This is a genomic window from Proteocatella sphenisci DSM 23131 (assembly GCF_000423525.1).
Lineage (GTDB): Bacteria > Bacillota > Clostridia > Peptostreptococcales > Filifactoraceae > Proteocatella > Proteocatella sphenisci.
Genome location: NZ_AUID01000015.1, coordinates 1 through 24,410, shown reverse-complemented (window position 1 = coordinate 24,410; position 24,410 = coordinate 1). Strand labels below are relative to the sequence as shown.

21 protein-coding genes and 3 riboswitches are annotated in these 24,410 nt (G+C 37.1%); of the genes, 11 read left to right on the top strand and 10 right to left on the bottom strand.

Going from position 1 to position 24,410, the window contains the following annotated elements; genetic code table 11:
- Entirely contained in the window at positions 1-921 is a 921-nt protein-coding gene (locus G558_RS0106890; protein WP_028829525.1) for an ABC transporter substrate-binding protein, read from the bottom strand.
- 234 nt (positions 922-1,155) lie between these two features.
- On the opposite strand from G558_RS0106890, the gene G558_RS0106885 reads away from it, so the two are divergent.
- The 9 genes from G558_RS0106885 to srtB all read left to right on the top strand — a co-directional run bounded on the left by G558_RS0106885 (position 1,156) and on the right by srtB (position 10,855).
- Positions 1,156-2,142: a galactose ABC transporter substrate-binding protein gene (locus G558_RS0106885; protein ID WP_028829524.1), complete on the top strand. Its 987-nt coding sequence runs from the start codon at positions 1,156-1,158 to the stop codon at positions 2,140-2,142.
- Positions 2,143-2,234: 92 nt separating this feature from the next.
- Positions 2,235-3,746, top strand: coding sequence for a sugar ABC transporter ATP-binding protein (locus G558_RS0106880; protein WP_028829523.1), 1,512 nt, complete (start codon positions 2,235-2,237; stop codon positions 3,744-3,746).
- A 22-nt stretch (positions 3,747-3,768) separates the two neighbouring features.
- Complete coding sequence (locus G558_RS0106875; RefSeq protein ID WP_051188542.1) at positions 3,769-4,779, top strand: galactose/methyl galactoside ABC transporter permease MglC; 1,011 nt, start codon at positions 3,769-3,771, stop codon at positions 4,777-4,779.
- A gap of 6 nt (positions 4,780-4,785) precedes the next feature.
- The gene (locus G558_RS0106870) at positions 4,786-5,046 is read left to right on the top strand and encodes a hypothetical protein (RefSeq protein WP_028829521.1); all 261 of its coding nucleotides are present in this window, start codon (positions 4,786-4,788) and stop codon (positions 5,044-5,046) included.
- Positions 5,047-5,061: 15 nt separating this feature from the next.
- On the top strand, positions 5,062-6,357 hold the full coding sequence (locus G558_RS0106865; protein WP_242825214.1) for a galactokinase: 1,296 nt from the start codon (positions 5,062-5,064) through the stop codon (positions 6,355-6,357).
- Between the two features lie 30 nt (positions 6,358-6,387).
- Positions 6,388-7,368, top strand: coding sequence for a UDP-glucose 4-epimerase GalE (gene galE, locus G558_RS0106860; RefSeq protein ID WP_028829519.1), 981 nt, complete (start codon positions 6,388-6,390; stop codon positions 7,366-7,368).
- Between the two features lie 9 nt (positions 7,369-7,377).
- A complete protein-coding gene (gene galT / locus G558_RS0106855; protein WP_028829518.1) occupies positions 7,378-8,895 on the top strand; it encodes a UDP-glucose--hexose-1-phosphate uridylyltransferase in 1,518 nt (505 codons plus the stop codon).
- A gap of 9 nt (positions 8,896-8,904) precedes the next feature.
- A complete protein-coding gene (locus tag G558_RS0106850; protein WP_028829517.1) occupies positions 8,905-9,987 on the top strand; it encodes an aldose epimerase family protein in 1,083 nt (360 codons plus the stop codon).
- Between the two features lie 55 nt (positions 9,988-10,042).
- A complete protein-coding gene (gene srtB, locus G558_RS12620; RefSeq protein ID WP_051188540.1) occupies positions 10,043-10,855 on the top strand; it encodes a class B sortase in 813 nt (270 codons plus the stop codon).
- Positions 10,856-10,941: 86 nt separating this feature from the next.
- Here srtB and G558_RS13840 read toward each other — a convergent pair whose 3' ends face one another.
- The 8 genes from G558_RS13840 to scfA all read right to left on the bottom strand — a co-directional run bounded on the left by G558_RS13840 (position 10,942) and on the right by scfA (position 20,775).
- Positions 10,942-14,103, bottom strand: coding sequence for an SdrD B-like domain-containing protein (locus G558_RS13840; protein ID WP_028829516.1), 3,162 nt, complete (start codon positions 14,101-14,103; stop codon positions 10,942-10,944).
- Between the two features lie 27 nt (positions 14,104-14,130).
- Positions 14,131-14,216, bottom strand: a riboswitch (cyclic di-GMP riboswitch).
- 9 nt (positions 14,217-14,225) lie between these two features.
- Positions 14,226-14,312, bottom strand: a riboswitch (cyclic di-GMP riboswitch).
- Between the two features lie 250 nt (positions 14,313-14,562).
- Positions 14,563-15,456 (bottom strand): hypothetical protein, encoded by an 894-nt coding sequence (locus tag G558_RS0106830; RefSeq protein ID WP_028829515.1) that lies wholly within the window; start codon positions 15,454-15,456, stop codon positions 14,563-14,565.
- Between the two features lie 30 nt (positions 15,457-15,486).
- Positions 15,487-16,578: a DUF5305 family protein gene (locus tag G558_RS0106825; protein ID WP_028829514.1), complete on the bottom strand. Its 1,092-nt coding sequence runs from the start codon at positions 16,576-16,578 to the stop codon at positions 15,487-15,489.
- 154 nt (positions 16,579-16,732) lie between these two features.
- A complete protein-coding gene (locus G558_RS0106820) occupies positions 16,733-17,470 on the bottom strand; it encodes a hypothetical protein (protein ID WP_028829513.1) in 738 nt (245 codons plus the stop codon).
- A gap of 70 nt (positions 17,471-17,540) precedes the next feature.
- A complete protein-coding gene (locus G558_RS0106815) occupies positions 17,541-18,728 on the bottom strand; it encodes a signal peptidase I (RefSeq protein WP_051188538.1) in 1,188 nt (395 codons plus the stop codon).
- Positions 18,725-19,657 (bottom strand): hypothetical protein, encoded by a 933-nt coding sequence (locus tag G558_RS0106810; protein ID WP_028829511.1) that lies wholly within the window; start codon positions 19,655-19,657, stop codon positions 18,725-18,727. The genes G558_RS0106815 and G558_RS0106810 overlap by 4 nt, the downstream gene beginning before the upstream one ends.
- A gap of 51 nt (positions 19,658-19,708) precedes the next feature.
- Positions 19,709-19,837, bottom strand: a riboswitch (cyclic di-GMP riboswitch).
- A gap of 107 nt (positions 19,838-19,944) precedes the next feature.
- Positions 19,945-20,472, bottom strand: a complete 528-nt coding sequence (gene epsC, locus G558_RS0106805) for a serine O-acetyltransferase EpsC (protein WP_028829510.1) — start codon at positions 20,470-20,472, stop codon at positions 19,945-19,947.
- 162 nt (positions 20,473-20,634) lie between these two features.
- On the bottom strand, positions 20,635-20,775 hold the full coding sequence (scfA, locus tag G558_RS13675; protein ID WP_071604463.1) for a six-cysteine ranthipeptide SCIFF: 141 nt from the start codon (positions 20,773-20,775) through the stop codon (positions 20,635-20,637).
- 153 nt (positions 20,776-20,928) lie between these two features.
- Between scfA and G558_RS0106795 the strand changes: the two genes are divergently transcribed.
- Positions 20,929-22,362 carry an aminotransferase class I/II-fold pyridoxal phosphate-dependent enzyme gene (locus tag G558_RS0106795; RefSeq protein ID WP_028829509.1) on the top strand — a complete coding sequence of 478 codons (1,434 nt, stop codon included), beginning with the start codon at positions 20,929-20,931 and terminating at the stop codon, positions 22,360-22,362.
- Positions 22,363-22,580: 218 nt separating this feature from the next.
- Positions 22,581-24,038 carry a Na+/H+ antiporter NhaC gene (gene nhaC, locus G558_RS0106790; RefSeq protein ID WP_028829508.1) on the top strand — a complete coding sequence of 486 codons (1,458 nt, stop codon included), beginning with the start codon at positions 22,581-22,583 and terminating at the stop codon, positions 24,036-24,038.
- A gap of 207 nt (positions 24,039-24,245) precedes the next feature.
- On the opposite strand, the gene G558_RS14525 is transcribed toward nhaC, so the two are convergent.
- Entirely contained in the window at positions 24,246-24,398 is a 153-nt protein-coding gene (locus tag G558_RS14525; RefSeq protein WP_084502846.1) for a transposase, read from the bottom strand.
- Positions 24,399-24,410: the final 12 nt, after the last annotated feature.

Below are 24,410 nucleotides of genomic sequence, written 5' to 3'. Positions count from 1 at the left end.
TTATTTCCAGCTTTCCAGTGAAACCCTTATTTCTTCTATTGCATCTACTATACGAGGACCTCCACGGGCTATGATTGAGTCATCAGACATTATGTGGACTCTTTTCGCCTGGCTTGCCTCGAGCTCACTAAACAAAGGATCACTCACAAATGACTCTACCGTCTCCTTCACAGGTGATGAGTGTGATGAAGATACCAATGCATAAGGATTTTTTACTATTAATTCTTCTCTGCTGTAATCTGCCCATCCTTCTACATCAGACGCAACATTTTCTCCACCCGCCAGAGTTAAAACTTCATTTATAAAGGTATTATTGCCTGCAGTCTTGAAAGGATCCTTCCAAACTACGTAAAATACCGGTACTGGCTCTGAATTTTTAACTTTTTTCGCTATTTCTTCGAGCCTTACTTTCATGTCATCAATAACTTTTTTGGCATTGTCTTCATTTTGAGAAAGCATTCCAAGAATTTCAATTGAAGTAAATATATCAGCAACGTTTTCAGCTTCTGTAGATATAACCGGTATTCCAAGTTCAAAAAGAGCCTTAATTACATCTTCTTGTATATAAGTGCCCCCAATTACCACATCTGGTTTCAAATTTATTATCATTTCCAGATTTGGTCCTGAGAAATCTCCAACTTTTTCAATCTCCAGCGCTCCTTGAGGATAATCGCAGCTGTTAGTAACCCCTACCAGTTTGTCTTGTGCCCCTATTGCAAACATTACCTCTGTGCTTGTAGGCGAAAGTGATACTATCCTTTGTGGATGTTGGTCAAGCTTTATCTCATTACCTCTAAAGTCTGTAAACTCAATAGCAGTTTGCCCAGTCTGGGCCTCTTGCTCAGATGGTTTCTGTGAACACGCCGTTAAGCCCACCATTAAAATTACGGCTGCCATTAAAATACTAATCTTTTTTCTCATATAATTTTTCTCCTGTTTTATTTATGTCAGTTTCCAATTTGCTCTATTTTTTATTATATCATTTTTTCAATTGTATTGTAATATATAAACAAGTATTCACAAATATTTATATAATTAAAAATAATTGACCTTCAATCACGAATATGATATTATCTTGTTTAGGAAATAACGTTTTCTAACACTTGTTTCCTAATACACTGTTTACATAATTAAAACTTAAAAAGGAGAGAAATTATGAAAAAATTACTATCGATGCTTCTTGCTTCTATGATGATTTTCACACTTGCAGGTTGCGGAAGTGATGAAGCAGCTACAGATACTGAGGCAACTGGAGATGCAGTAAAAGTTGGGGTTTGTATCTACAAATTTGATGACAACTTTATGACTCTTTATCGTCAGGAACTTGAAAGATACTTTGAAGAGGATCTTTCTGCAGATGGAACAAAATATGACGTTACTGTTGTGGATGGAAAGAATGACCAGGCAGAGCAGACAAATCAAGTTAATACATTTATAGCTGATGGAGTTGATGTACTTGTAGTAAACCTGGTTCAAGCTTCTGCAGCTCCTACTGTAATCGAAGCTGCTAAAGCTGCTGATATCCCAGTAGTGTTCATAAACCGTGAGCCAACTAAAGAAGATCTTGAATCTTATGACAAAGCTTGCTACGTTGGTGCTGATGCACGTCAGTCAGGAACATTCCAGGGTGAAATAGTTGCAAATCTTGAAAACAAGGGTGACTACAATGGAAACGGCGTAGTTGACTACGTTATGATCATGGGAGACCCAGAAAACGTAGATGCTCAGTACAGAACTGAATTCTCTATCAAAGCACTTACTGATGCTGGACTTGAAGTTAACAAATTGTTCGAGCAAAGAGGAGACTGGGATCAGTCTAAAGGACAAGAGCTTGCAAACACTGCTCTTACTCAATTCGGAAACGAAATCGATGTAATCTTCTGTAACAACGATGGTATGGCTCTTGGAGCAGCTCAAGCTATTGCTGCCAATGGACGTACAGTAGGAACAGACATCGCTCTTCTTGGAGTTGATGCACTTGAAGAATGTCAACAGATGGTAAAAGACGGTACTATGACTGGAACAGTTCTTAATGACCACATAGGACAAGCTCATCAGGCAGCGGACGCAGCTAAATTAGTTGTTGAAGGTGGAACTCTTGAGAAAAACTATACTGTAGATTATGTTAAAATTTCAGAGTAATACAGATTAATATGGAATAAGATAAGATTGCGTGTGCAAATGAACGACAGCACACGCAATTTTTAAAATATACTTAATTTAAGGAGGGCACAATGTCAAAATATCGTTTAGAAATGAAAAACATTACTAAGACATTCCCTGGTGTAAAAGCTCTGGATAACGTAAGCCTCAATCTAAAGCCCGGAACCGTCCATGCCCTTATGGGTGAAAATGGAGCCGGAAAATCCACGCTTATGAAATGTATGTTTGGTATTTATAAGATGGATAGCGGTGAGATATATTATGAAGGCGAAAAAGTTGTAATAAACGATCCTCTCGAGGCTTTAAAACAAGGTATTGCCATGGTCCATCAGGAACTTCAGCCCGTACCCGAAAGAAGCGTAGCAGAAAATATATACCTTGGACGATATCCAATGAAAAAGATTTTAGGTGCAATATCTGTTATAGATCACGAAAAAATGTATACAGATACAGAAGCTCTTCTTAAACAGGTACATATGAGCTTTGACCCTAAAGCCAAGTTGTCTACCCTAAGTGTTTCTCAGATGCAGAGCGTCGAAATTGCAAAAGCAGTAAGCGCGGACTGCAAAGTACTCATACTTGATGAGCCCACTTCGAGCCTTACCTCAAGAGAAGTAGATGCTCTCTTTGCTATAATAAAAGAGCTTAAAGCTAAGGGCGTATCCATAGTATATATATCTCACAAGATGTCTGAAATCCTTCGTATAAGTGATGAGGTAACTATAATGCGAGATGGTCAGTACATAGGTACTTGGGAATCCAAGGGTTTAGATATAGATTTTATTATTACTAAAATGGTTGGTCGTGAACTCTCCAATCTCTTTCCCACAAAACAAAACATCCCTGGTGAAGTAATATTTGAAGTAAAAGATTACACTTCAATAAATCCCAAATCTTTCAGAGATGTGAATTTCACACTCAGAAAAGGAGAAATACTTGGAGTAGGTGGCCTTGTAGGTGCCCAGCGTACAGAACTAATGGAAGGCCTTTTTGGTATAAGATGTCACTCCAAAGGAACTATAACCTATAAGAATGAAATTCAAAATATCAATCGCCCCCAGGATGCAATAAAAAAAGGCATGGCGCTCTTGACCGAGGACAGGCGAGCTACAGGTATACTTGGAGTTCTTTCTATAGAAGAAAACGTAGCAATAGCTTCGCTCGACAAATATCTGGATTTTGGATTCATCCTTAATCAAAAGAAAATTGATAAACTCGTTTTTGAAAACATAAAAAAACTAAGCATAAAAGCTCCGAGCAGCAAAACGCTTATTCAGTCCCTATCTGGAGGAAATCAGCAGAAGGTGCTTATAAGCAGATGGCTTGCCAATGACCCTGACATATTCATACTTGACGAACCTACCCGTGGAATTGACGTAGGTGCAAAATATGAAATCTACTGTATTATAGCCGATCTTGCAAAAGCAGGAAAGAGCATAATAATGATTACATCCGAAATGAGCGAATTGCTCGGTATGTCTGATAGAATCATGGTTATGTGTGATGGTAAAGTAACCGGATTTTTGGAAGGCGAGAGTGCAACTCAAGAAAACGTCATATCTCTTGCTACAAAATTCGAATAGTGCTTAGAAAGGAAATATTGAAATGGACAATATCATAAAGAAAAAAATAGATAAAAAATCCCTGGCACGTTTTTTAGAAAATAACGCTATAATAATACTTATGCTTTTAGTTGCCGTGGGCGTAGGCATATACAAGCCCAGCTTTGTATCTATCCCAAGTTTTAAAAACCTTGCATTAAATACTGCTGTAAGATTCATAATAGCTGCCGGTGTTTCAGGATGCCTTATCACCAAGGGTACTGACCTTAGTGCTGGTCGCGTGGTCGGTCTGGGAGCATGTATAGCAGCAATCCTTCTTCAAAAAGCCGACTATTCCGACAAATTTTATCCTGCCCTTGGTGAGATGAATATGTTTGTAGTCCTTCTTATTGTAATAGCAGTATGTGCCGTTATAGGTGGAGCAAACGGCGCTATAATATCATTTTTCAAAGTACCTCCATTTATTGCAACACTTGGTATGCAGACACTTGTCTATGGCCTGTGCCTGGTTTATACTGGAGCAAAACCTATAGGTGGTCTTAAAAAGAACTACACATTACTTTCAACTTCGGGGCTTTTTGCAAATAAATTACCCTATATAATACTTATCGCTCTGGCAGTAGGAATATATATGTGGTTTCTCTATAATAAAACCCGCCACGGAAAATATATGTATGCCATAGGTGGTAATGAAACAGCCGCTGAAGTTGCCGGAGTAAACTGTAACAAGACAAAAATACTTATATATACTCTGGCTGCTGGTCTTTATGGACTTGCCGGCTTTATACTTGCCTCAAAATCAGGAGGAGCCTCTGTAAACACAGGCATGGGTTATGAACTCGAAGCAATTGCAGCCTGTACAATAGGTGGAGTATCCACAAATGGTGGAGTTGGTAGAATAAGCGGAATACTTATAGGTGTGCTTGTATTTGAGCTTTTAAAGGTAAGTCTTCAATTTATGGGTGTTGAAACAAGCTATACATACATCGTTCAGGGTCTCGTAATAATAATTGCGGTAGCTCTTGACCTTCGTAAGTATCTTGCAAAGAAATAACCGCATATGAAAAAAAACGATCTTGATATAAAATCAATGAGCGCTGAAGAGCTGGAGCAGCTCTCCAGCGCTCTATTAGAAAAAGAAGAAGAATTATCAAAAAAAGAAACAGAACTTAAAGAAAGAGAAATTACCCATACTAACCACAAAGAACATATCTATGATAAAATAAATATTGACATCAAAACTCTGGACAAAATAATAATAGTTTTATTTGCCCTAATCACGGCAGTTATACTATTTGGAATATTTAAAGCCCAAGTTTAAACAGGAGGCATTTTCGTGAATATTAAAGAACTAAAAACCATGCTTAAAGCTAGAGATATAGACAGACAGCTTTCCCTTTTGTATTCTTCAAAACCTGACATTTTAAACTACCAGAGAAACCGATATATAAAACTGGCAGATTTTTTTGAATCCACATTTTCAAGTAACCAAAATGCCAGTTTTTTTAGTGCACCCGGTCGAACTGAGCTTGGTGGTAACCACACAGACCACCAGCACGGTCAGGTTATAGCGGCCGCTGTAAATCTGGATATGGTTGCCTGCTGCTGTACAAATGAAAGTAATATCATAAGAATAAAATCAGAAGGCTTTGACACTTTTGAGATAAACATAGATGAAGAATATCCCAAAATAGAAGAAATCAACACATCTGCAGCTCTTGTAAGAGGTATATCAGCAAAGATAAAATCAAAAGGATACCCCCTTGGCGGTTTTGATGCGTGCATAACATCAGATGTGCTGACAGGATCAGGGCTATCTTCTTCTGCAGCATTTGAAGTTTTAATCGGAGTAATACTCAATCATCTGTTTTGTAGTGGCGAAATTTCACCAGTCGAAATTGCAAAAATAGGACAATATGCTGAAAACATATACTTTGGAAAACCCAGTGGCCTTATGGATCAGATGGCATCTTCTGTAGGAAGTGCAGTAGAGATAGATTTTAAAGATATTCATAATCCTCAAATAGAAAAAATCGATTTTGACTTTAGCTCTACTGGTCACTTGCTTTGTATCATAGATACTGGAGCAGACCATGCGGATCTGACAGGTGAGTATTCTTTAATCCCTTCAGATATGAAAAAAGTAGCATCATTTTTTGGTAAAGAATTTCTGCAAGAAGTAGCAGAAGATGATTTTTATAAAAATATAATGCAAATAAGAAAAATCACAGGAGACAGAGCTGTACTTCGATCATCGCATTTTTTTGCGGATACCAAAAGAGCCTTAGCCTTGAGCCTTGCCCTTAAAAATGACAATTGGAATGAATTTCTCAGGATTTCAAAAGAATCCGGACATTCATCGTTTGAATATCTTCAAAATGTATATGTAAGCACTTCTCCTGATACACAAGATGTTTCGGTAGCTCTAGCCCTATGCCAGTATCTGCTCAAAGAAAGAGGCAGCTTTCGCGTACATGGAGGAGGATTCGCAGGAACCATCCAGGCCTTTGTCCCTGCAGATATGCTTGAGAACTTTAAATATAATATTGAAGCTTCGATCGGTCAAGGCTGCTGCCACGTGCTTTCCATAAGACCTTATGGGGGAGTAAATGTCCTTAAACTTTTTGTATAAACTTTTCATCAGCTATAGAAGGAGGAAATTATGGCAATTTTAGTACCTGGAGGAGCTGGTTATATAGGCTCGCATACAGTATACGAGCTAATTGAAATCGGAGAAGAAGTAGTAGTAATAGACAATCTAGAAACCGGACACGAATGGGCAATTCATCCAAAAGCTAGATTTTACAAAGGTGATATCCGTGACAAATCCTTCCTTTACAGTGTATTTGAAAAAGAAAACATTGACTGCGTGATTCATTTTGCAGCAAATTCGCTTGTCGGAGAAAGTATGACTAATCCACTCAAATACTATAATAACAATGTATACGGTACACAAGTCCTGCTTGAATCAATGATAGCACACGACGTGAAAAAAATAGTTTTTTCATCTACCGCTGCCGTTTATGGCGAACCCGCAAAAGTACCTATCGAAGAGAGCGACCCTGCCTGCCCTACAAACGCTTATGGTGAAACCAAACTTGCCATGGAAAAGATGATGTCATGGACACAGAAGGCTCATGGTCTAAGATACATCTCCCTTCGCTATTTCAATGCCTGCGGTGCTCACAAGAGCGGAAAAATAGGAGAAGCACACAACCCTGAAACTCATCTCATCCCCCTTATACTTGAGGTTCCCCTTGGTAAAAGAGAATTCATAAGTGTATATGGAGATGATTACCATACCCCAGACGGCACCTGCATAAGAGACTATATCCACGTTACCGACCTCGCCCAGGCACATATTCTGGCTACCAGATATCTTAAAGACGGAGGAGAAAGCAATATATTTAACCTGGGTATAGGACTTGGATTTAGCGTAAAACAAGTGATAGATTGTGCAAGAAGCGTTACGGGCCTTCCTATAGCACAACAAATCACACCAAGAAGAAGCGGCGATCCCGCAAGACTAGTCGCATCATGCAAAAAATCAAACGAAATACTTGGATGGGAAGCTAAACATACAGATATAGCTGAAATGATATCAAGTGCCTGGAACTGGCACAAAAATACTGATTTAATATAAGGAGAAGCCATGATTTCAAAATATATCAATCAGCTCATTTGCTATGCTCTGCAATCAGAGCTCTTAGACCCGGCTGATAAAACATTTGCCACAAACTCCCTCATGGACCTGTTTGAAATAGATGAACCAGATTATTACGATGAATTTGAACCTGGCCAGGAAGACGCCATAAGCCCTCCACCTCTTTCAAACATTCTCGATTCCATGCTTGATTATGCTATAAAAAAAGATCTTCTTAAAAAAGATACCTCGGTAAACCGTGATTTGTTCGATACCAGAATAATGGGTTTAGTTACCCCAAACCCAAGCAATGTCATTTCAAGATTTGATAAACTATACAAAGTCTCTCCCAAGTCTGCTACAGACTTCTTTTACAAATTCAGCCAGGACAACAACTATATACGCAGAGACCGAATAGAAAAAGACATACAGTGGAAGACGCAAACTGAGTATGGAGAGATGGACATTACAATAAACCTCTCAAAACCAGAAAAAGATCCTAGAGACATAGCCGCAGAAAAAAATGCAAAGCAGTCCGGATATCCAAAATGCCTGCTCTGCATGGAAAATGAAGGTTACAGAGGAAGAATTAATCACCCTGCAAGACAAAACCACAGAATCATACCTGTGACAATAAATAGCCATAACTGGGGATTTCAGTACTCACCCTACGTTTATTACAACGAGCACTGCATAGTACTTAGCAGTAAGCACAGCCCCATGAAAATAGATGATGATACCTTTGTGAAACTTTTTGATTTTGTAAAGCTCTTCCCCCACTATTTTGTAGGCTCCAATGCAGACCTGCCAATTGTAGGTGGCTCAATTCTTTCTCATGATCATTTTCAAGGTGGAAACTATGAATTTGCCATGGCAAAAGCCGGAATCGAAAAGCAGTTTAAAGTTAAGGGCTTTGAAGACGTGGAATGCGGTATTGTGAAGTGGCCTATGTCTGTAATAAGATTAAGGCACAAAGATACCCAGCCACTTATAGATCTTGCAAGACATATACTGGAGCGCTGGAGAAATTACAGTGACCCAAAAGCATTTGTTTTTGCCTTTACAGATGATACACTCCACAATGCAATAACACCAATAGCACGTAAAAAAGGACAGTTCTTTGAAATGGATCTGGTGCTTCGAAACAATATAACCACCAAAGAACATCCCATGGGAGTATACCATCCTCACGAAGAATTTCATAACATAAAAAAAGAAAATATCGGCCTCATTGAGGTTATGGGACTTGCAGTTCTCCCTTCAAGACTGAAAGAAGAAATAGCTCTTTTAGCAGAGGCTTTGGTAAAAAATGAAGATATTTCAAAAAATGAAAAAATCTCCCATCACAGTCAGTGGGCCAGTGATATAGTCCAAAGACACTCAAATATCAACCTCGATAATGTAGACCAGATACTCAGAGAAGAAATAGGTAAAACCTTCGCAACAATCCTGTCTCATGCAGGCGTTTTTAAGAGAAATCCAGCGGGTTCAAAAGCCTTTGATGACTTTTTGAATTCTCTCAGTTAGGAGCACTACATGACGAAAAAAGAAAAACAGTCATTTGGAAGACTCAGTGATAAAAGAGAGACCACCTTATACACTCTTTCGCGTAAAGACTTTACAGTCAAGATAAGCGACTACGGTGCTACTGTGGTCTCTCTTATTATAAAAAATCCATACACAGGCGAACACACCGACCTGGTCCTTGGTTTTGACAGTGCTGCTCAGTATGAGAGCGATTCATCTTGTTTTGGTGGAGTCTGTGGACGTTTTGCAAACAGAATAAAAAATGCTTGTTTCAGCCTCAATGGAAAAGAATATAAACTCGCTGCAAACAACAATGGCAACCACCTGCACGGGGGAAATATCGGCTTTCATAAAAAACTCTGGACAGCCGAATTTATAGAAAACGGCATATCGCTTATTTATGTCAGTCCCGACGGCGAAGAAGGCTATCCGGGAAACCTCCAGGCAAGAGTAACCTATACCATCACTGAAGATAATGCTCTAATTATTGAATACGGCGCCTCTTCAGACAAAGATACTATAATTAATTTTACAAACCACAGCTATTTCAATCTTTGTGGCCATGACAGCGGAAACATTCTAAACCAGAGTCTTCAGCTTAATGCTACGGAGTATACTCCTATAGACACTACTTCTTGCCCAACTGGAGAAATTCTTTCTGTAAAGGGCACGCCCTTTGACTTTACAAGCTTTCATACACTAGGCGAAAGAATACATTCCTCCCACCCTCAGATGATTAAAGGAAATGGTTATGACCACAACTTTGTAATAGACAAAACCGGCGACTTCGATTATATGCAAAATCTGCCCCTTGCAGCAACAGCATTTTCACCTTCTAATTCACTTGGACTCAGACTTTTTATGAAAGTTTATACAGATAAGCCCGGAGTTCAGCTTTATACAGGAAATTTTATTTCAGAAAAAACAAAGGGAAAATCAGGTGCCATATATGGTCCCAGGCATGGATTCTGCCTTGAAACCCAGTATTTTCCAGACAGTATAAACCATAGCAATTTTCCAAGTCCGGTTCTCAAATCCGACCAAAAATACAGATTTAAGACTATATACCAGTTTTCATATGTTAAGCACTAATTTGAAAGGGTATATATATCTTATGTAATTCTTGATTTTTGGAGGGGGGATTTTTATGAAAAGCCAACATTCAAAGCAGGCATTGATATTTCGATTATTATTCTTATTATTTCTTATAGTATCAATCTTTCTTTCTGTTAACATAGCAATGAATGTGTACAGCAGATACAGTGCGCGCACTATGATGGATAGTCTTAAAGACGAAAAACCCTCACCCCCAAAGATTTCAGATGAAAATATAAATCAAGCAGCAATTGATGACAAAGATACAAACGTCAAAACAATAAATTTGAATATATCAGAAAAACCACAGATGCTAAAAGAACTTAAGAGTAAAAATCCAGATACCATAGCATGGATAGAAATCCCCGGAACAGGAATAGACTATCCAGTAATGCAATCAGATACAAACTCATACTACCTTAGAAGGACTTTCAACCGCCAGTATAATATAACCGGAAGTATATTTGCCGATTATAGGAATTCACCTGATTTTGATAATCAAAATACAGTCATTTATGGACACAATATGAGAGACGGCTCCATGTTCTACGATGTATCCCTCTTCATGGATAAGAATTTCTATAAAGATCATAATAAAATTATCATAACCCTTGATAATCGCATTTTGGAGTATACAGTTTTTTCTATATATGAGACCCAAAAAGATTATGATTACAGGTCCCCTGATTTTGACAAGCTTAGCTTTGAATCAAAACTCACAGAATTCAAAGAAAAATCACTTATTCAATCAGACGTCATCCTCAGTGACAAAAGCAAGATAATAACACTTTCTACCTGTGCTTATACTTTCAAAGATTCCCGTATTGCACTTCATGCGGTACTGACTTCTATAACCGAATTCTAAATTAATTTCAAATCAATACCCTATTAACACGAAAACATCAGACTTCTCATTTAAATGAGGAGCCTGATGTTTTTCATTATAAATTATTATTTAATTTTTCTTCTTAATACAAACATAGCTGCCAAAGAAAGTCCAAGCATCTGCATCTGCATTGCAAATCCAGCATCCGAAGTCTGTGGATTATCATCAGGACCTGCTGACATCACTGCCTGCTCAAGAAAAGCTTCTGTAGCTATTTCTTCTGGTTCTTCCACTGATGAAAATACTGGCATATCTAAAGTAATAAACTCTTCTTCACCTGGGCCAAATGCTTCTATAGCAATAGGATTTGAAGTTCCTCCACCAGGAGTTATTCTAACAGTAGTACCACCACCACCGCCGCCGCTATTTCCACTTGGAGTGTCAGGTGTGTCAGGGTTTTCGTTACCGCCATCGCCTGGTTTGTCATAATAGTTACCAAAGTTTACATCTGAAACGATTGCGCCAGCTTCGATAAGTTCTACAACATTCAGTCTTCCTGTACCTGCAAGCTCTGGTCCAGTAACTGGATATGTCTGATACCAATAAGACATTGATGCGATATTTTCAGACAGATAATAGGTTGCTCCATCTTCAAGATTTATAAACTGATACATTCCGTTTACATCTGTTAATGCAGTTCCCATATTTTCAACATCTGCAACTGAAAGATTTCCGCTTTCATCCATATCACCAAGGTATTTCCAAAGTGTTATTGTCCAGCCCTCTAGTCCTGCTTCGCCTTCGTCCCATGCACCATCTCTGTCAAGGTCGTTGAATTTATAACCTTGGATTGTGCCTTTTTCGCCAGGATTTTCGTTACCTCCGCCGCCATCGCCTGGTTTGTCATAATAGTTACCAAAGTTTACATTAGTAATCTCGTCACCATTTTTAACAGATTCAACAATATTCATTTTACCTGTACCTGCAAGCTCTGGTCCAGTAACTGGATATGTCTGATACCAATAAGACATTGATGTGATATTTTCAGACAGATAATAAGTTGCTCCATCTTCAAGATTTATAAACTGATACATTCCGTTTACATCTGTTAATGCAGTTCCCATATTTTCAACATCTGCAACTGAAAGATTTCCGCTTTCATCCATATCACCAAGGTATTTCCAAAGTGTTATTGTCCAGCCCTCTAGTCCTGCTTCGCCTTCATCCCATGCACCATCTCTGTCAAGGTCGTTGAATTTATAACCTTGGATTGTGCCTGTCGCCTCAGCTTCTTTTTTAACTGTGTTTTCAACTGTCCATGAATAAGGCGTGTTTTTATTAACTTTATAAGTTCCTGCTATTTCATAGCCATCTGGAAGACCTGTAACATCTTCTTCAGTTAAATTGTATTCAAGATTTACATCGATTTTCTCAGCTGTTGTTTGACTCCAGTCGTTGCCATGGTTTAACATCAATTCTATATCTGTTACTGTTTCGTCTGTAAAATCAATTTTAACTTTAACTTCTGGGAAATCAACTGTGTTTTCGATAACAGTTTCTCCGTCTTTCCATACCTTTGTTACTATGATGCTTTCCTTTCCTTCTGTAGGAATCGGTACAATTCTATTGGTAACTGTGTAATAACAACGTGTTACCATGATTTTATAGTCTAAATTGTAAAAGTCTTCTTCACGTGTTTTTTCAGATATTTTGTCAATTTTATAGTCAGCAGCTATCATATATCCCTCAGGGATACCAACACTACTTTCTTTAAATTCTAAAAATCTGTGTGTATTTTCACCTACGTCAAGAGGATTTGAGCTAGCTTTCCATCCATGTTTAGATTTAAGTTCAAGTGTTTGGATTGAGCTACCCCAAGGAGCATTTTTATCCGCTGGTTGGTATATTTTGATTTTGACTGTTGGGAAATTTGAAGTATCTTTAGCTTCTATTACATTTCCCTCTTCATCTTCCCATATCTTCTCAAAGTTTACAATTTTTATTGGATCTTTATCATGCTCTATCTCTATAACCGTATTTGTAACTGTGTATAGACATTCTAGGTCTTCACATTTGTTTTTGTCATTGCCCTCTTGATAATCAACGCGAGCTCGGTCAGGTGAATTACATTCTTCGGTTATTACAGTCTCTTTTAGTGTATATCCATTAGGTATACTTAAAGGTTCTTCTGTAACAGTGTATTTAAGTTTTGAATCAATATCGTCCACCGTTTTTGTCCATTTGTTTCCCTCGTTAAGTTTTAAGAACACATCTTTAACTTTTTTATCAGTAAAATCAATTTTTACTGTAACTTCAGGGAAACCGCTTGTATCTTCAATAACATTCTTTCCATCTGTCCATACTTTTTTTACAGTAATCTTTTTGTCTTGCTTTTGATTGACTGGAATTACTGTATTTATAACTGTATATATACATTCGATGTCTTTACATTTATTTTTGTCATTGCCCTCTTGATAATCAAATCGAGCTTGGTCAGGTGAATTACATTCTTCAGTTATTACAGTCTCTTTGAGTGTGTAGCCTTTAGGCGGTTTCACCGTTTTTTCTTTAACTGTATATACAAGCCTTAAGTCAATATCTTTAACTTCAGCTTTCCAACCGTTTTTGCTATTAAGTTTCAATGATATGTCTTTGACTTTTTTATCAGTGAAATCAATTTCTACTGTAACTTCAGGAAAATCTTTTGTATCCTTATCCTTAATAACGTTTTTTCCATCTGTCCATACTTTTCTAACTGTTATCTGTTTTTTAACAACAGGTAACCAAGAATATGGTGCCGCAAGAGGAATCAGAGGATTCGCTCCTAATTGTAGTTCTTCTTCGATTAGTTCTTCTTCAATTACCTCTTCTTCAATTACCTCTTCTTCAATTACTTCTTCTTCAATTACCTCTTCTTCAATTACCTCTTCTTCAATTACTTCTTCTTCGATTAGTTCTTCTTCAATTACCTCTTCTTCAATTACCTCTTCTTCAATTACTTCTTCTTCAATTACCTCTTCTTCAATTACCTCTTCTTCAATTACCTCTTCTTGAGTTCCGTCTCCCACAACCTGCTCAATATTTTCTTCAGAATATAATTCTGGTGTTTCTTCAGCTGGCATTATTGGGGCTTCTTCAGAAGAAAGTTCCTGAACAAGTTGATTTGGAACTCCTTGGTCTATTCCTTCACTGTCTGCATATGCAAATGAAGTCCATGCAGTTGATGTAAGAAGGATTACCATTGTAAATAATGATAACAATCTTTTTCTTCTCGTGATTTTTCTCATCTTCATTATCCCCTTTTTAAACTATTAATTTAAAAAGTTCGGTTGCACTACTAGCTCCATGTATTTCGTAAGTGCCCAGATTAAAAATACACTTCATAGCTTCCTCTCCAAATGATAGAGTATCCGAGAAAGGTCGGTTGCACTACTGGCTCCACACATCCCTAGGTGCCCAGGTGAAACGGATGTGCTTCATTGCTTCCTTTCTAAACTTAGTTAACAGTAAGCTTAGATTAAAGGTTATACCTGCAATCCTCAAATCTAATTTAATAGGCATCATCCCCCTTCAATATAACAATTAAAATTTAATATATCCTTTAACTTAATATACCCTATGGCACAAGGTATACTCTTTTAGCAATGTGGCATTAAAGTAAGTTTTTAGCCACATATGAGATATAAAATAAAGGAACCGCTTATAGCGAAGTTCCTCTATTTGTTACCAATATTATTTTAATCACCTTAATACTTAGCTTTCCCTGTCATTTCCTGGATAAATTCTATACCAAACTGCTTTTTCAGATACTTGAAAAAATATTCTAAGTCTTTAAAATCAAACTTGTTTTGAGTTTTTTTAATTGCTACTCCGCCTCCGCCAGAACCTCCTGATGAAATACCTGGTCCTGAAAATTCTACCTTATTGTATTTTTCTCCATCAGTAACTTTTGAGCCATCAGGCTTGTTGATCCCTGGAACAACTGTTACAGCTGGTTCTGTTACAGCTGGTTCTGTTACAGCTGGTTCTGTTACAGCTGGTTCTGTTACAGCTGGTTCTGAAGTACTTCCGTATTTAGCTATATCTTGTCTCCAGTCAAATATTATTTCAAATTTACAATTCTGCTTTTGTCCTTTTTGGTATTGTTCTTCATCATATGGTATGAATGCTGTAATTTCAAGGCTCTTACATTCTTCTCTATTCAGTTTTAACATATCTATGAGATTTTCCAGTTCTTCTTTAAAAGCAACAAGGTTCTCACCCGATATTATATTCTCGCCTATCTCAGCTCTATACTGGACTATATCGTACTCATCCGTATATTCCATATTTTCTATACGTATTTCGCTCAATATTGCATTTACAGTACCTGTATTTTTGAAACAAAGAGTTGCAGTAAGATCGCACCCTGGAGCAAGCTTGTCTACCATTATTTCCGCTTTTCCATCTTCTATATCAACTTCCAGCGATGCAACTCCATAAATCTCTCCTTCGGTATGTTCTTCGCAGTATTCTACATCAAAATTACCAGTCGCTACAGTAGCATATACCTGGAGATCATCCATCCAGTAAGCATAACCGGTCCCCAACATCCCTGTAATCATAAGCAGAATTCCAAAAATCCCCTTAATTTTCTTCATAAAAACCTCCTTTCTAAAGGTTTTAATCAATCATATTTCTATCCTTGCATATCTCAAACTTGCATTTACACTTTCCCCTTCATCAACTTCTATATTATACCTGTACATGGTACTTCCATCTATTACACAAAAATATTCTATATCTTTTATATTATCTCTATATTCATAAAGAATGGGCTTTCCAAGTTCATCAGCTACTTTTACTATGTCTTCCATAAGTTTTATTTCATAAATACTATCCATTTTTTCGGTGGATATTTTACCTACTGCAGCTGATCGGCTTCCATAGCTTGATAACATTTTTTTTATATCCTTGAATCTAATTCCTTCATTGTCCAAAGGTTTTGACATTGATCCATAAGCTAGAATTATAATCCCTGCCATTAACAGTATTGCTGACACTGAAATTTTTAAAAGATTCAACGGTGCTTGTATTTCTTCAACTTTAAAAATATTGCCTTCTTTGGACCCCACTCCTGTTTTTTCTATATTAAAATATGATTTGTCAAGAGGTATCACAAGTGAGCCCGATATGGGTTCTATTGTCTCTCCATTTGAATTTTTTATTGTAGCTTCACCTGCCATAGTTACAGTGGCCTTAACTGGAACTTTTATACTGCTGGCTTCAATAACAGTTTTTACAAAGCTGTTATAATCATCTACATCCATTCTCACTCTCTGTTTTAGCACATCTCCTGTAGCATTAAGGTTGAATTCTGTCTTTGGAACAATCTCTTTTTGCTTGCTCCATACGTTTGCTCCTTCTCCTTCAGAATCCACGTAACCTGTAAACACTACATTTACGCTATAATATCCGTTTACTTTCATAGTAGAATCTCCAGAAACCTTATATTCAAAATTTGAATCCACCTGATTTACAAATTCTGTAATATAGGTAAGTCCCTCGTTAAGAATTCCTTCCCCGTAAAGCATATTTGCTTTGGGAATGACATTATAACTAACATTCATATCGGATCTGTAATCTGCAACTGGTGTCTCAATGCTTATTTTTTCGGAATTCATGAACTCTGAAACTACTGCAAAAATACCTGCAGAGGCTATAATAACTCCAGATAAAATAAGTACAACCCGCTTTATATTATATTTTTTCTGAGTTTTCACTTGAACCCTCCCGATGTTCTCCCTCACAGGCATTTTAGCTTTTATGTACAAATAGATTTATAATCGGAAGTGCCGAAAATAAATCTATTTGTGATGCCCTGCATAATACAGGGCATCAATATATAGTAAATGCAAATGTGGGTTGTATCAATTATTAAAACGCTACTTCTTCGTCTGCCACGTCTTGACCCATATCTATTGCTACATCTTCATCTATTACTTCAGAAACAGGTAGTTCTCCCATTCCTTCCATAGCTGCTGCAAATGCTGCTCCATCTACGATATCAAATGCTTCCGCAGTTTTTAGCATTGTTCTGTTACATCCTTCGTTACAATCCCCTTGTATCCATTTGAACATTAGATCAAAATTAGATTCTGTATTCTGTCCGCCCTGACATTCATTAATATTTTTAATAAATGGCATTATTTGAACTGACATCATTCTTTCTTCTTTTAATCCTCTTGGGTATACTCTATCAAACATTCTTTCTATAACATCATCAATACTATAAGCTGAGTCTAATTTCCATAGATACCAGTGTCCATTCATTCCTACCCAGTAATCTACTTCTCTTGCATCATCGTTTCCACGAACTGTTACATCTGCAAGATATGCACGGTTTGCTCCTCTGTTTATAAAAGGAATATTAAAGAATGCCCAGCTGCCTGGTACAAGTTCGCCAGTGTTGATGGAAATCATATCCCCATTTGGTCCGCTTGCAGTTGCTTCAGTACAATAATCCATCACTCCTATGCAACCAAAGTCTACGTCAAATGAACCTGTTTTTACTGTTGCTTCAACTTTTAGTGTATCACACCAGTATGCGTATCCTGTTCCTAATATACCAATAGATAGTATAAGTATACCTAATATACTCTTCATTTTTCTCATTGTATTTTCCTCCCAAATATTTTACAATCATATTTAAACATATCTGATCATTCTATTGGGGCCAGAGAACTTAAAATTCAACCTCGGTATCCAAAATCTGATTTCCACTCTTGAGAAGAAGAGTGGGCCAGCCAATCTTGGGAATTACCCTCAATAGCTTTCCTCTCAAATCTTCTAACCCTACAGGCACCGAATCGATACCCGAGTTATTATCTCCTTTAGTAATTATCCGCATCTCCTCCTTCTCTGAATTTTCAATAGCTACAATTCTGTGTGTTATGAGTATGTCTGATCTTTTAAACTGTATGACATCTCCAACACTAAGCTGCGCCGCCTGGTCAACCTCTGTTATCTTTCTCATTATAACCACGTCCCCTGGCTGTACTACTGGAATCATACTCCCAGTTGCAACAGCAGATGGATATAATGGAAACACCCCAGCTACAAACCATATAAGAGCAACTGATGTAACCATCGTCAATACCCAAAACAGTACATTTTCATCATTATTTTTACAGTCTTTGATGATTTTTGTAAGCCTCAGATAATGATTGTTAAAAAAAACTGTACACACTACTGGAATTCCAAAACCTATGCTGGCCTTAGCGAGCCAGTTAAGATTAGGAAGTATCGGTACAAAGAATGTAATCCCCCTTGTAATCGATATATATATTACAGAAGCCCAGGGGCCTCCAAAATATACCAAAGTTGTTGCAAGAATGTTTTCTCCAAGATGTGGGAGCAACGTTTCAGATATAAATATTACACCTGATTTAAAATCCACTATCTCTGTCCACGAAAAGAATGATATGGCAATAAATGTCATAAGTACTGTAACTCCAGCCACACCCGCCTTTTTGTGTTCTGTAAAAGATCTCAAAATATAATCTCTTACAAATTCTCTCCCTATCACAGCTGAAAAAAGAAATATGTTAAGCGCTATACCCTTGAGAGTAAACTGGTAAGGCGATTTACCAAAACCAAGCAGATATCCTGCTATGATATTTATAATTACATAAGCCGTACCCATATTTAATGCCCATAAATAAATCTTCTTTTTATATTGCAGCTTTGCACGACTTCTTCCCTGCGGAAACCACCTCGATATAATAACTGCTATTATTAGCCACAGTGGCACAGTAATCATTCCTATACTAAAATTTACGTTAATCCTGGTGTTCTCAGCAGCGTATAGTATCGCAACCATAGTAACTGCAATTGCTGAAGATGCTCTTATCCTTGTGGACAACTTGATCATGATATAACCACCTCAGAATCATTTTGTTCCTGCGCTGAGGACTCTGCTGGAGCCTCTGATTTTGGTTCTGCTGGAGCCTCTGGTGCTGGCTCAGATGGAACTTCTGGTGGTGACTGTACTGGAGCCTCTGGTGCTGGCTCAGATGGAACTTCTGGTGATGGCTGTACTGGAGCCTCTGGTGCTGGAACTTCTGGTGGTGGCTGTACTGGAGCCTCTGGTGCTGGAACTTCTGGTGATGGCTGTACTGGAGCCTCTGGTGCTGGCTCAGATGGAACTTCTGGTGATGCCTGTACTGGAGCCTCTGGTGCTGGAACTTCTGGTGCTGGCTCAGATGGTGCTCCCGGTGTTGGTTGCACGGATTGTGCTTCAAGTGAAGTTAGATATTCAAGATATCTTTCCGCCTGCATACGCCTGTTTTCATCTACTGCCTCTATTTTTAATGTATCTTTCCAGGATTCTGTTTCCGAATTCACATATTCAACTTCGATCTCTGTTTCAAAATATCCATATTCATTGTCTTCTACATGAACATTTATAAATTCCAGTGTGAATTCTTTTTCCATCTCATCTGGTTCAAGTAAAGCATCATCGAATATCTTATCTTCATATTCCATAAATACTCTCTTTTCTGATTCATCAGAAAAACTGTTATACGTAGCTTCTGCACTTTTTATATATATCTTTACTGGTATTTCTCCTGTATTTTTGAGATCAAATATCACTTTAAGAATCTTATTTTCATAGTCATACTCTATTTTCCCGGTTTCTTCGCCCTCAATGTTCATTTTGGCTACCGACATCGACGCTTTCCCCATAAGGCTTTCTCCAAAATATGAATAACTTATTCCAAGTGTCGATATACATAAACTGCTAGTGATAAGTAATGCCCCCAGCTTCCAGGCTGTCATTTTGGTTTTTGGATTTTTCATATGACACTCTCCTTAAAAGCAAGAAAATAAAAAAGCTGCAACTATAAATTTAGTTGCAGCTGAACTATCATATTAGATATAAGTTTGATCACGACAATAAAACTAAAGTGTGACCTATGTATCTAACTTAGACTCCTAGCTTTGCGACCTCCGTTTTCACGAAGTTTGCCAATATATTTAAACTAGCTTTAAATCTTTTGTTAATTATACATCTTATATATCCACTAATATCATTACAAAACAATTATCTCAATAGACGGAATTTTCCATTTAAGAGGTTTAATTTGCTAAACCCTGCTTTTCACTACCTTTGCAGGTATTCCTACAGCAGTGGAATTTTCCGGAATATCTTTGAGGACTACAGCATTTGCTCCAATCTTGCTGTTATCGCCTATATATATTGGCCCCAGAACTTTGGCACCAGTAGCTATCATTACATTATTTCCCAGAGTAGGATGGCGCTTGCCCTTATCTTTTCCCGTTCCACCAAGTGTTACCTGGTGATATATTGTACAGTTATCTCCAATTTCAGCAGTTTCGCCTATTACTATCCCCATTCCATGATCTATAAAGAGGTTTCTTCCAATATTTGCTCCAGGGTGAATCTCTATTCCTGTAAAAAATCGAGACACCTGTGATATAAACCTTGCCAGAGAATTTAACCCTTTTTCATATAATGCATGGGAAAGCGTGTGCACTATTATAGCATGTACTCCTGGATAATTTATAAGTACGCTGAGCTTGGACGTCGCAGCAGGATCTTGTTCAAGATACACTCCAAGCAGTTCTCCAAGATTTAATTTGTTTTTTTTCATATATACCTCCAAATAAAATCACTACATTTATATGTAAGATTTTGATTGCTTTTTAATTCATAGCATTTTAGTATGATTTGTCTATAAAAAAATGTTGGCTTTCACCAACATTCAATAAAGTCTTACAGACAAATTTTCAGTTGTATAAATAATAATATTCAATTATCTTTCACATTCCTGATTTGCAACTGTACAAGAAGTTTTGCAAGCTGACTGACATGAAGTCTGGCACTCGCCGCAACCTTTTTTCTCTGCGTCTTTTTTAAGGTTATTTGTTGTTAATGTTTTGATGTGTTTTTTCATTTTATTTCCCTCCATATTAAGATTTCATTTCTAATTATACTTCTTTAGCTCTAAAATTTCAAGTTTTATATTTGTATATAGGCAATATAATAATATAATAGATGTTATAATTGTTATAGTAAATATATATTTTATTATTAAAGGAGAATTTTGATGAAACCCCTATATTCACCTATAGTTCAAGGTCTTTCAAATTACAGAGATGAAAACATACTTAGATTCCATATGCCTGGACATTATGGAAGATCCAGCTTTCCTGAGCTAAAGTATCTCGCTGAAAATATTTTTAACTTTGATATCACCGAAGTAGAAGGAACAGACAACTTGAATGATCCCCATGAGATGATACTTCACTCGCTAAATGAAATAAGCCAGATATATAGTTCAAAAAAATCATACGTGCTCGTAAACGGAAGCACCAGTGGACTTTATGTAGCCATAGATACTCTTGTGGATAATAACTCCCATGTTATTGCTGCTCGAAACTGCCACAAGAGCGTTCATAGCATCCTCGGCAGAAAAAATGTCAACGTTCATTATATATATCCCGAAATAGATGAGATTTTTCATAATGATTCTCACATAGATTCAGAAAAACTGATCGCTATGGCAGATGCTTTACTTGCAGAAGGTATAACTGATATTTCTGCAGTTATACTTACCTGTCCAAATTACTTTGGTCGAACTTTTAACCTCAAAGATATCTCTGATTATCTTTCATCCAAAAACATCTTCCTTATAGTAGATGAAGCTCACGGAGCCCACTTCCCCTTCAATGAATGCCTTCCAGAAAATGCAATTTCTCAAGGTGCAAGCATTTCCATACAGAGCGCTCACAAGACTCTTCCAGCACTTACCCAGGCCTGCATGATACATCTTGGTCATGATTTTCCAAAATCCAGGATGGAAAGGCTTGAAAAAAACATCAATTTCTATCAGACATCAAGCCCTTCATATATACTTATGGCATCTTGCGAAACATCAGTTGCTATTATGGCTCGCTATGGCAATGATCGTCTTAATAATATTAAAATTTGGATGGAATCCGCTAAAAAAAAGCTGTCTGCCAACCCTCATATAAAAGTATATTCTTCTTCGCATTGCAATAATGATCAGGATTTCTGCAAGCTTGGCATAAAAACTCCAATAAAAGGCAGCGTCTTGGAAAAAATTTTAAGACAGGAATACAAAATACAATGTGAAATGTCCACTGGATTCAATGTCTTATTTATGATAGGGCTTACCCACACACAAGATGACATAATAAGACTTGTAAAGAGTATTGAAGCTTTACTAAAAAATAACGAACTCTTGTTTGACGACAGTTTTGAATCAGATTTTGGCCTACTTTATCCAAAAACAGAAAACGTAAAAAACTACATTTTAAACAAGGGTGAAAATAACGAGCATTTATTAATTATAAGTAAGAATGTTTCAGACTTGGATGAGGATATATGTGCCGAAGAAATAATTCCCTATCCTCCGGGTATACCACTTTTAATGCCATATGAAAAAATTAACAAAGATATAGTCAAAGCATTGAAGTATCACGAATTTTCTGAAATAAAATGCTTTGTCACTGTTTAAAACGTTTTCACAATCTATTTTTATCCTTGAAATTTTATTTGTTTACTGTTATAATCAATTTATGAATTTATAAGTTTTCTAAAATTCACTTGTTCACGTTAACCTTAACAAGATTTTGTCTTATTTTAATAATTTGACAATTTGGTTTATGGTAAACTGCCTGTTACTTTCAGGCTGATATTTTTTTATTATTTAATTTCATATTTGAGGAGGTTTCTATGTCAAAAGAACCAAAAGTCAGGCAAAAAAGAGAAGCTAAACTTTGGGAAGCATTTCTGCCTATTATCGCTCTTATTATTGCTCTTTATGTTGGCCTTGTAATATTCGGGGCAGATGCTCACATCCCACTTGTTATCGGTTCTGCAATTGCAGTTTTCGTTGCAACATTTCAACTTGGATATACATGGGGTGAAATCGAAGAAGGAATACTTAAAACAATCAACATGGGAATGCAGGCTGTAATTATCCTTATGATAGTTGGTATGCTTGTTGGAACATGGATTCAAGGTGGTGTAGTACCTGCAATGATCTACTACGGTCTTCAGATTCTTTCACCAAGTATCTTCCTTATAGCAACAGTTCTTATATGTTCAGTTGTTGCACTTGCTACAGGTTCATCATGGACTACTGCAAGTACAGTAGGTATAGCACTTATAGGTATTGGACAGGGTATAGGAATCCCAGCACCAGTTGCGGCTGGAGCAATCATCTCTGGAGCTTATTTTGGAGATAAGATGTCACCGCTTTCTGATACTACAAACCTTGCACCAGCAATGGCTGGAGCTACACTTTTTGATCACGTTAAACACATGATTTACACTACTGGCCCATCATACATAATATCACTTATAATCTTCGGCTTCATGGGAGCAAAGTATGCTGGACAAGAACTTGATTACGCTGCTATAAATGAGTTGCTTGCAGTACTTCAGGCAAATTTCAATATCAGTATGTTAATGCTTATACCTCCAGTAGCTGTTATACTGATGGTTGTATTCAAAGTTCCTGCTATTCCAGGACTTATAGGCGGAGTTGTCCTTGGTTCATTCTTTGGAATGGCATTCCAGGGAGTTAACTTTGGAGATATCCTTAGTGCTGCAAACAACGGATTCGAATTCCCACTTTCTGAAGGTGCAGGCGCTTCAGAAATAATGATAAGCGAACTTCTTTCTCGTGGTGGTATGCAGTCTATGATGTGGACAGTATCCCTTATCATCTGCGCACTTACGTTTGGTGGAGTACTTGAGTCTACAGGAATGCTTGGAATTGTTGCTGCATCACTTCTAAAATTTGCAAAAGGAACTGGATCACTTGTTACTATAACAATATTCACTTCTATATTTATAAACATAATCGCAGCGGACCAGTACCTTTCAATAGTTGTACCTGGACGTATGTACAAGGATGCATATGCTGAAAGAGGACTAGCTCCTCGTAACCTTTCTCGTACTCTGGAAGACGGTGGTACCATAACTTCTCCACTTATTCCATGGAACACATGTGGAGCATTTATGTCAGGAGCCCTTGGAGTTCCTACTGTAGAATATCTTCCATATTGTTTCCTTAACATCGTAAACCCAATCGTTTCTATAACTCTTGCATTCCTTGGTTTATTCCAGCCACTGATGTCAGACGAAGAAAAAGCTGCTTACGAAGCTTCAAAGGTTCATGCTTAAAATCAATTTATTAAATCCAGAGGGGGCTGTCGGAGAATGACGTTTTTTGACCCCTAAACTTTAATAATTAAAAATCCTAGATTATTCAACATCTACAAAAATGTAGAGCACTGAATAATTTAGGATTTTTTTGTTTAATTTAATATTTATTGTATGACAAAAAAAGCCATTTGATATTTTCTCATGACTTATAAAAACCCGATAGGATTAGGCTGTTTTTGCTTCGTAGGTTTTGATTTTTTCCTTCGCGAAGCGATAATATTTATTTAAATTTCTTCCTACAGCATATAAAAGAAATTCTTTATATACTTTTTCAGATGTACGATGGTTAAATCTTCTGAAATTATCATTTTCTTTGATATCTCCAAAATG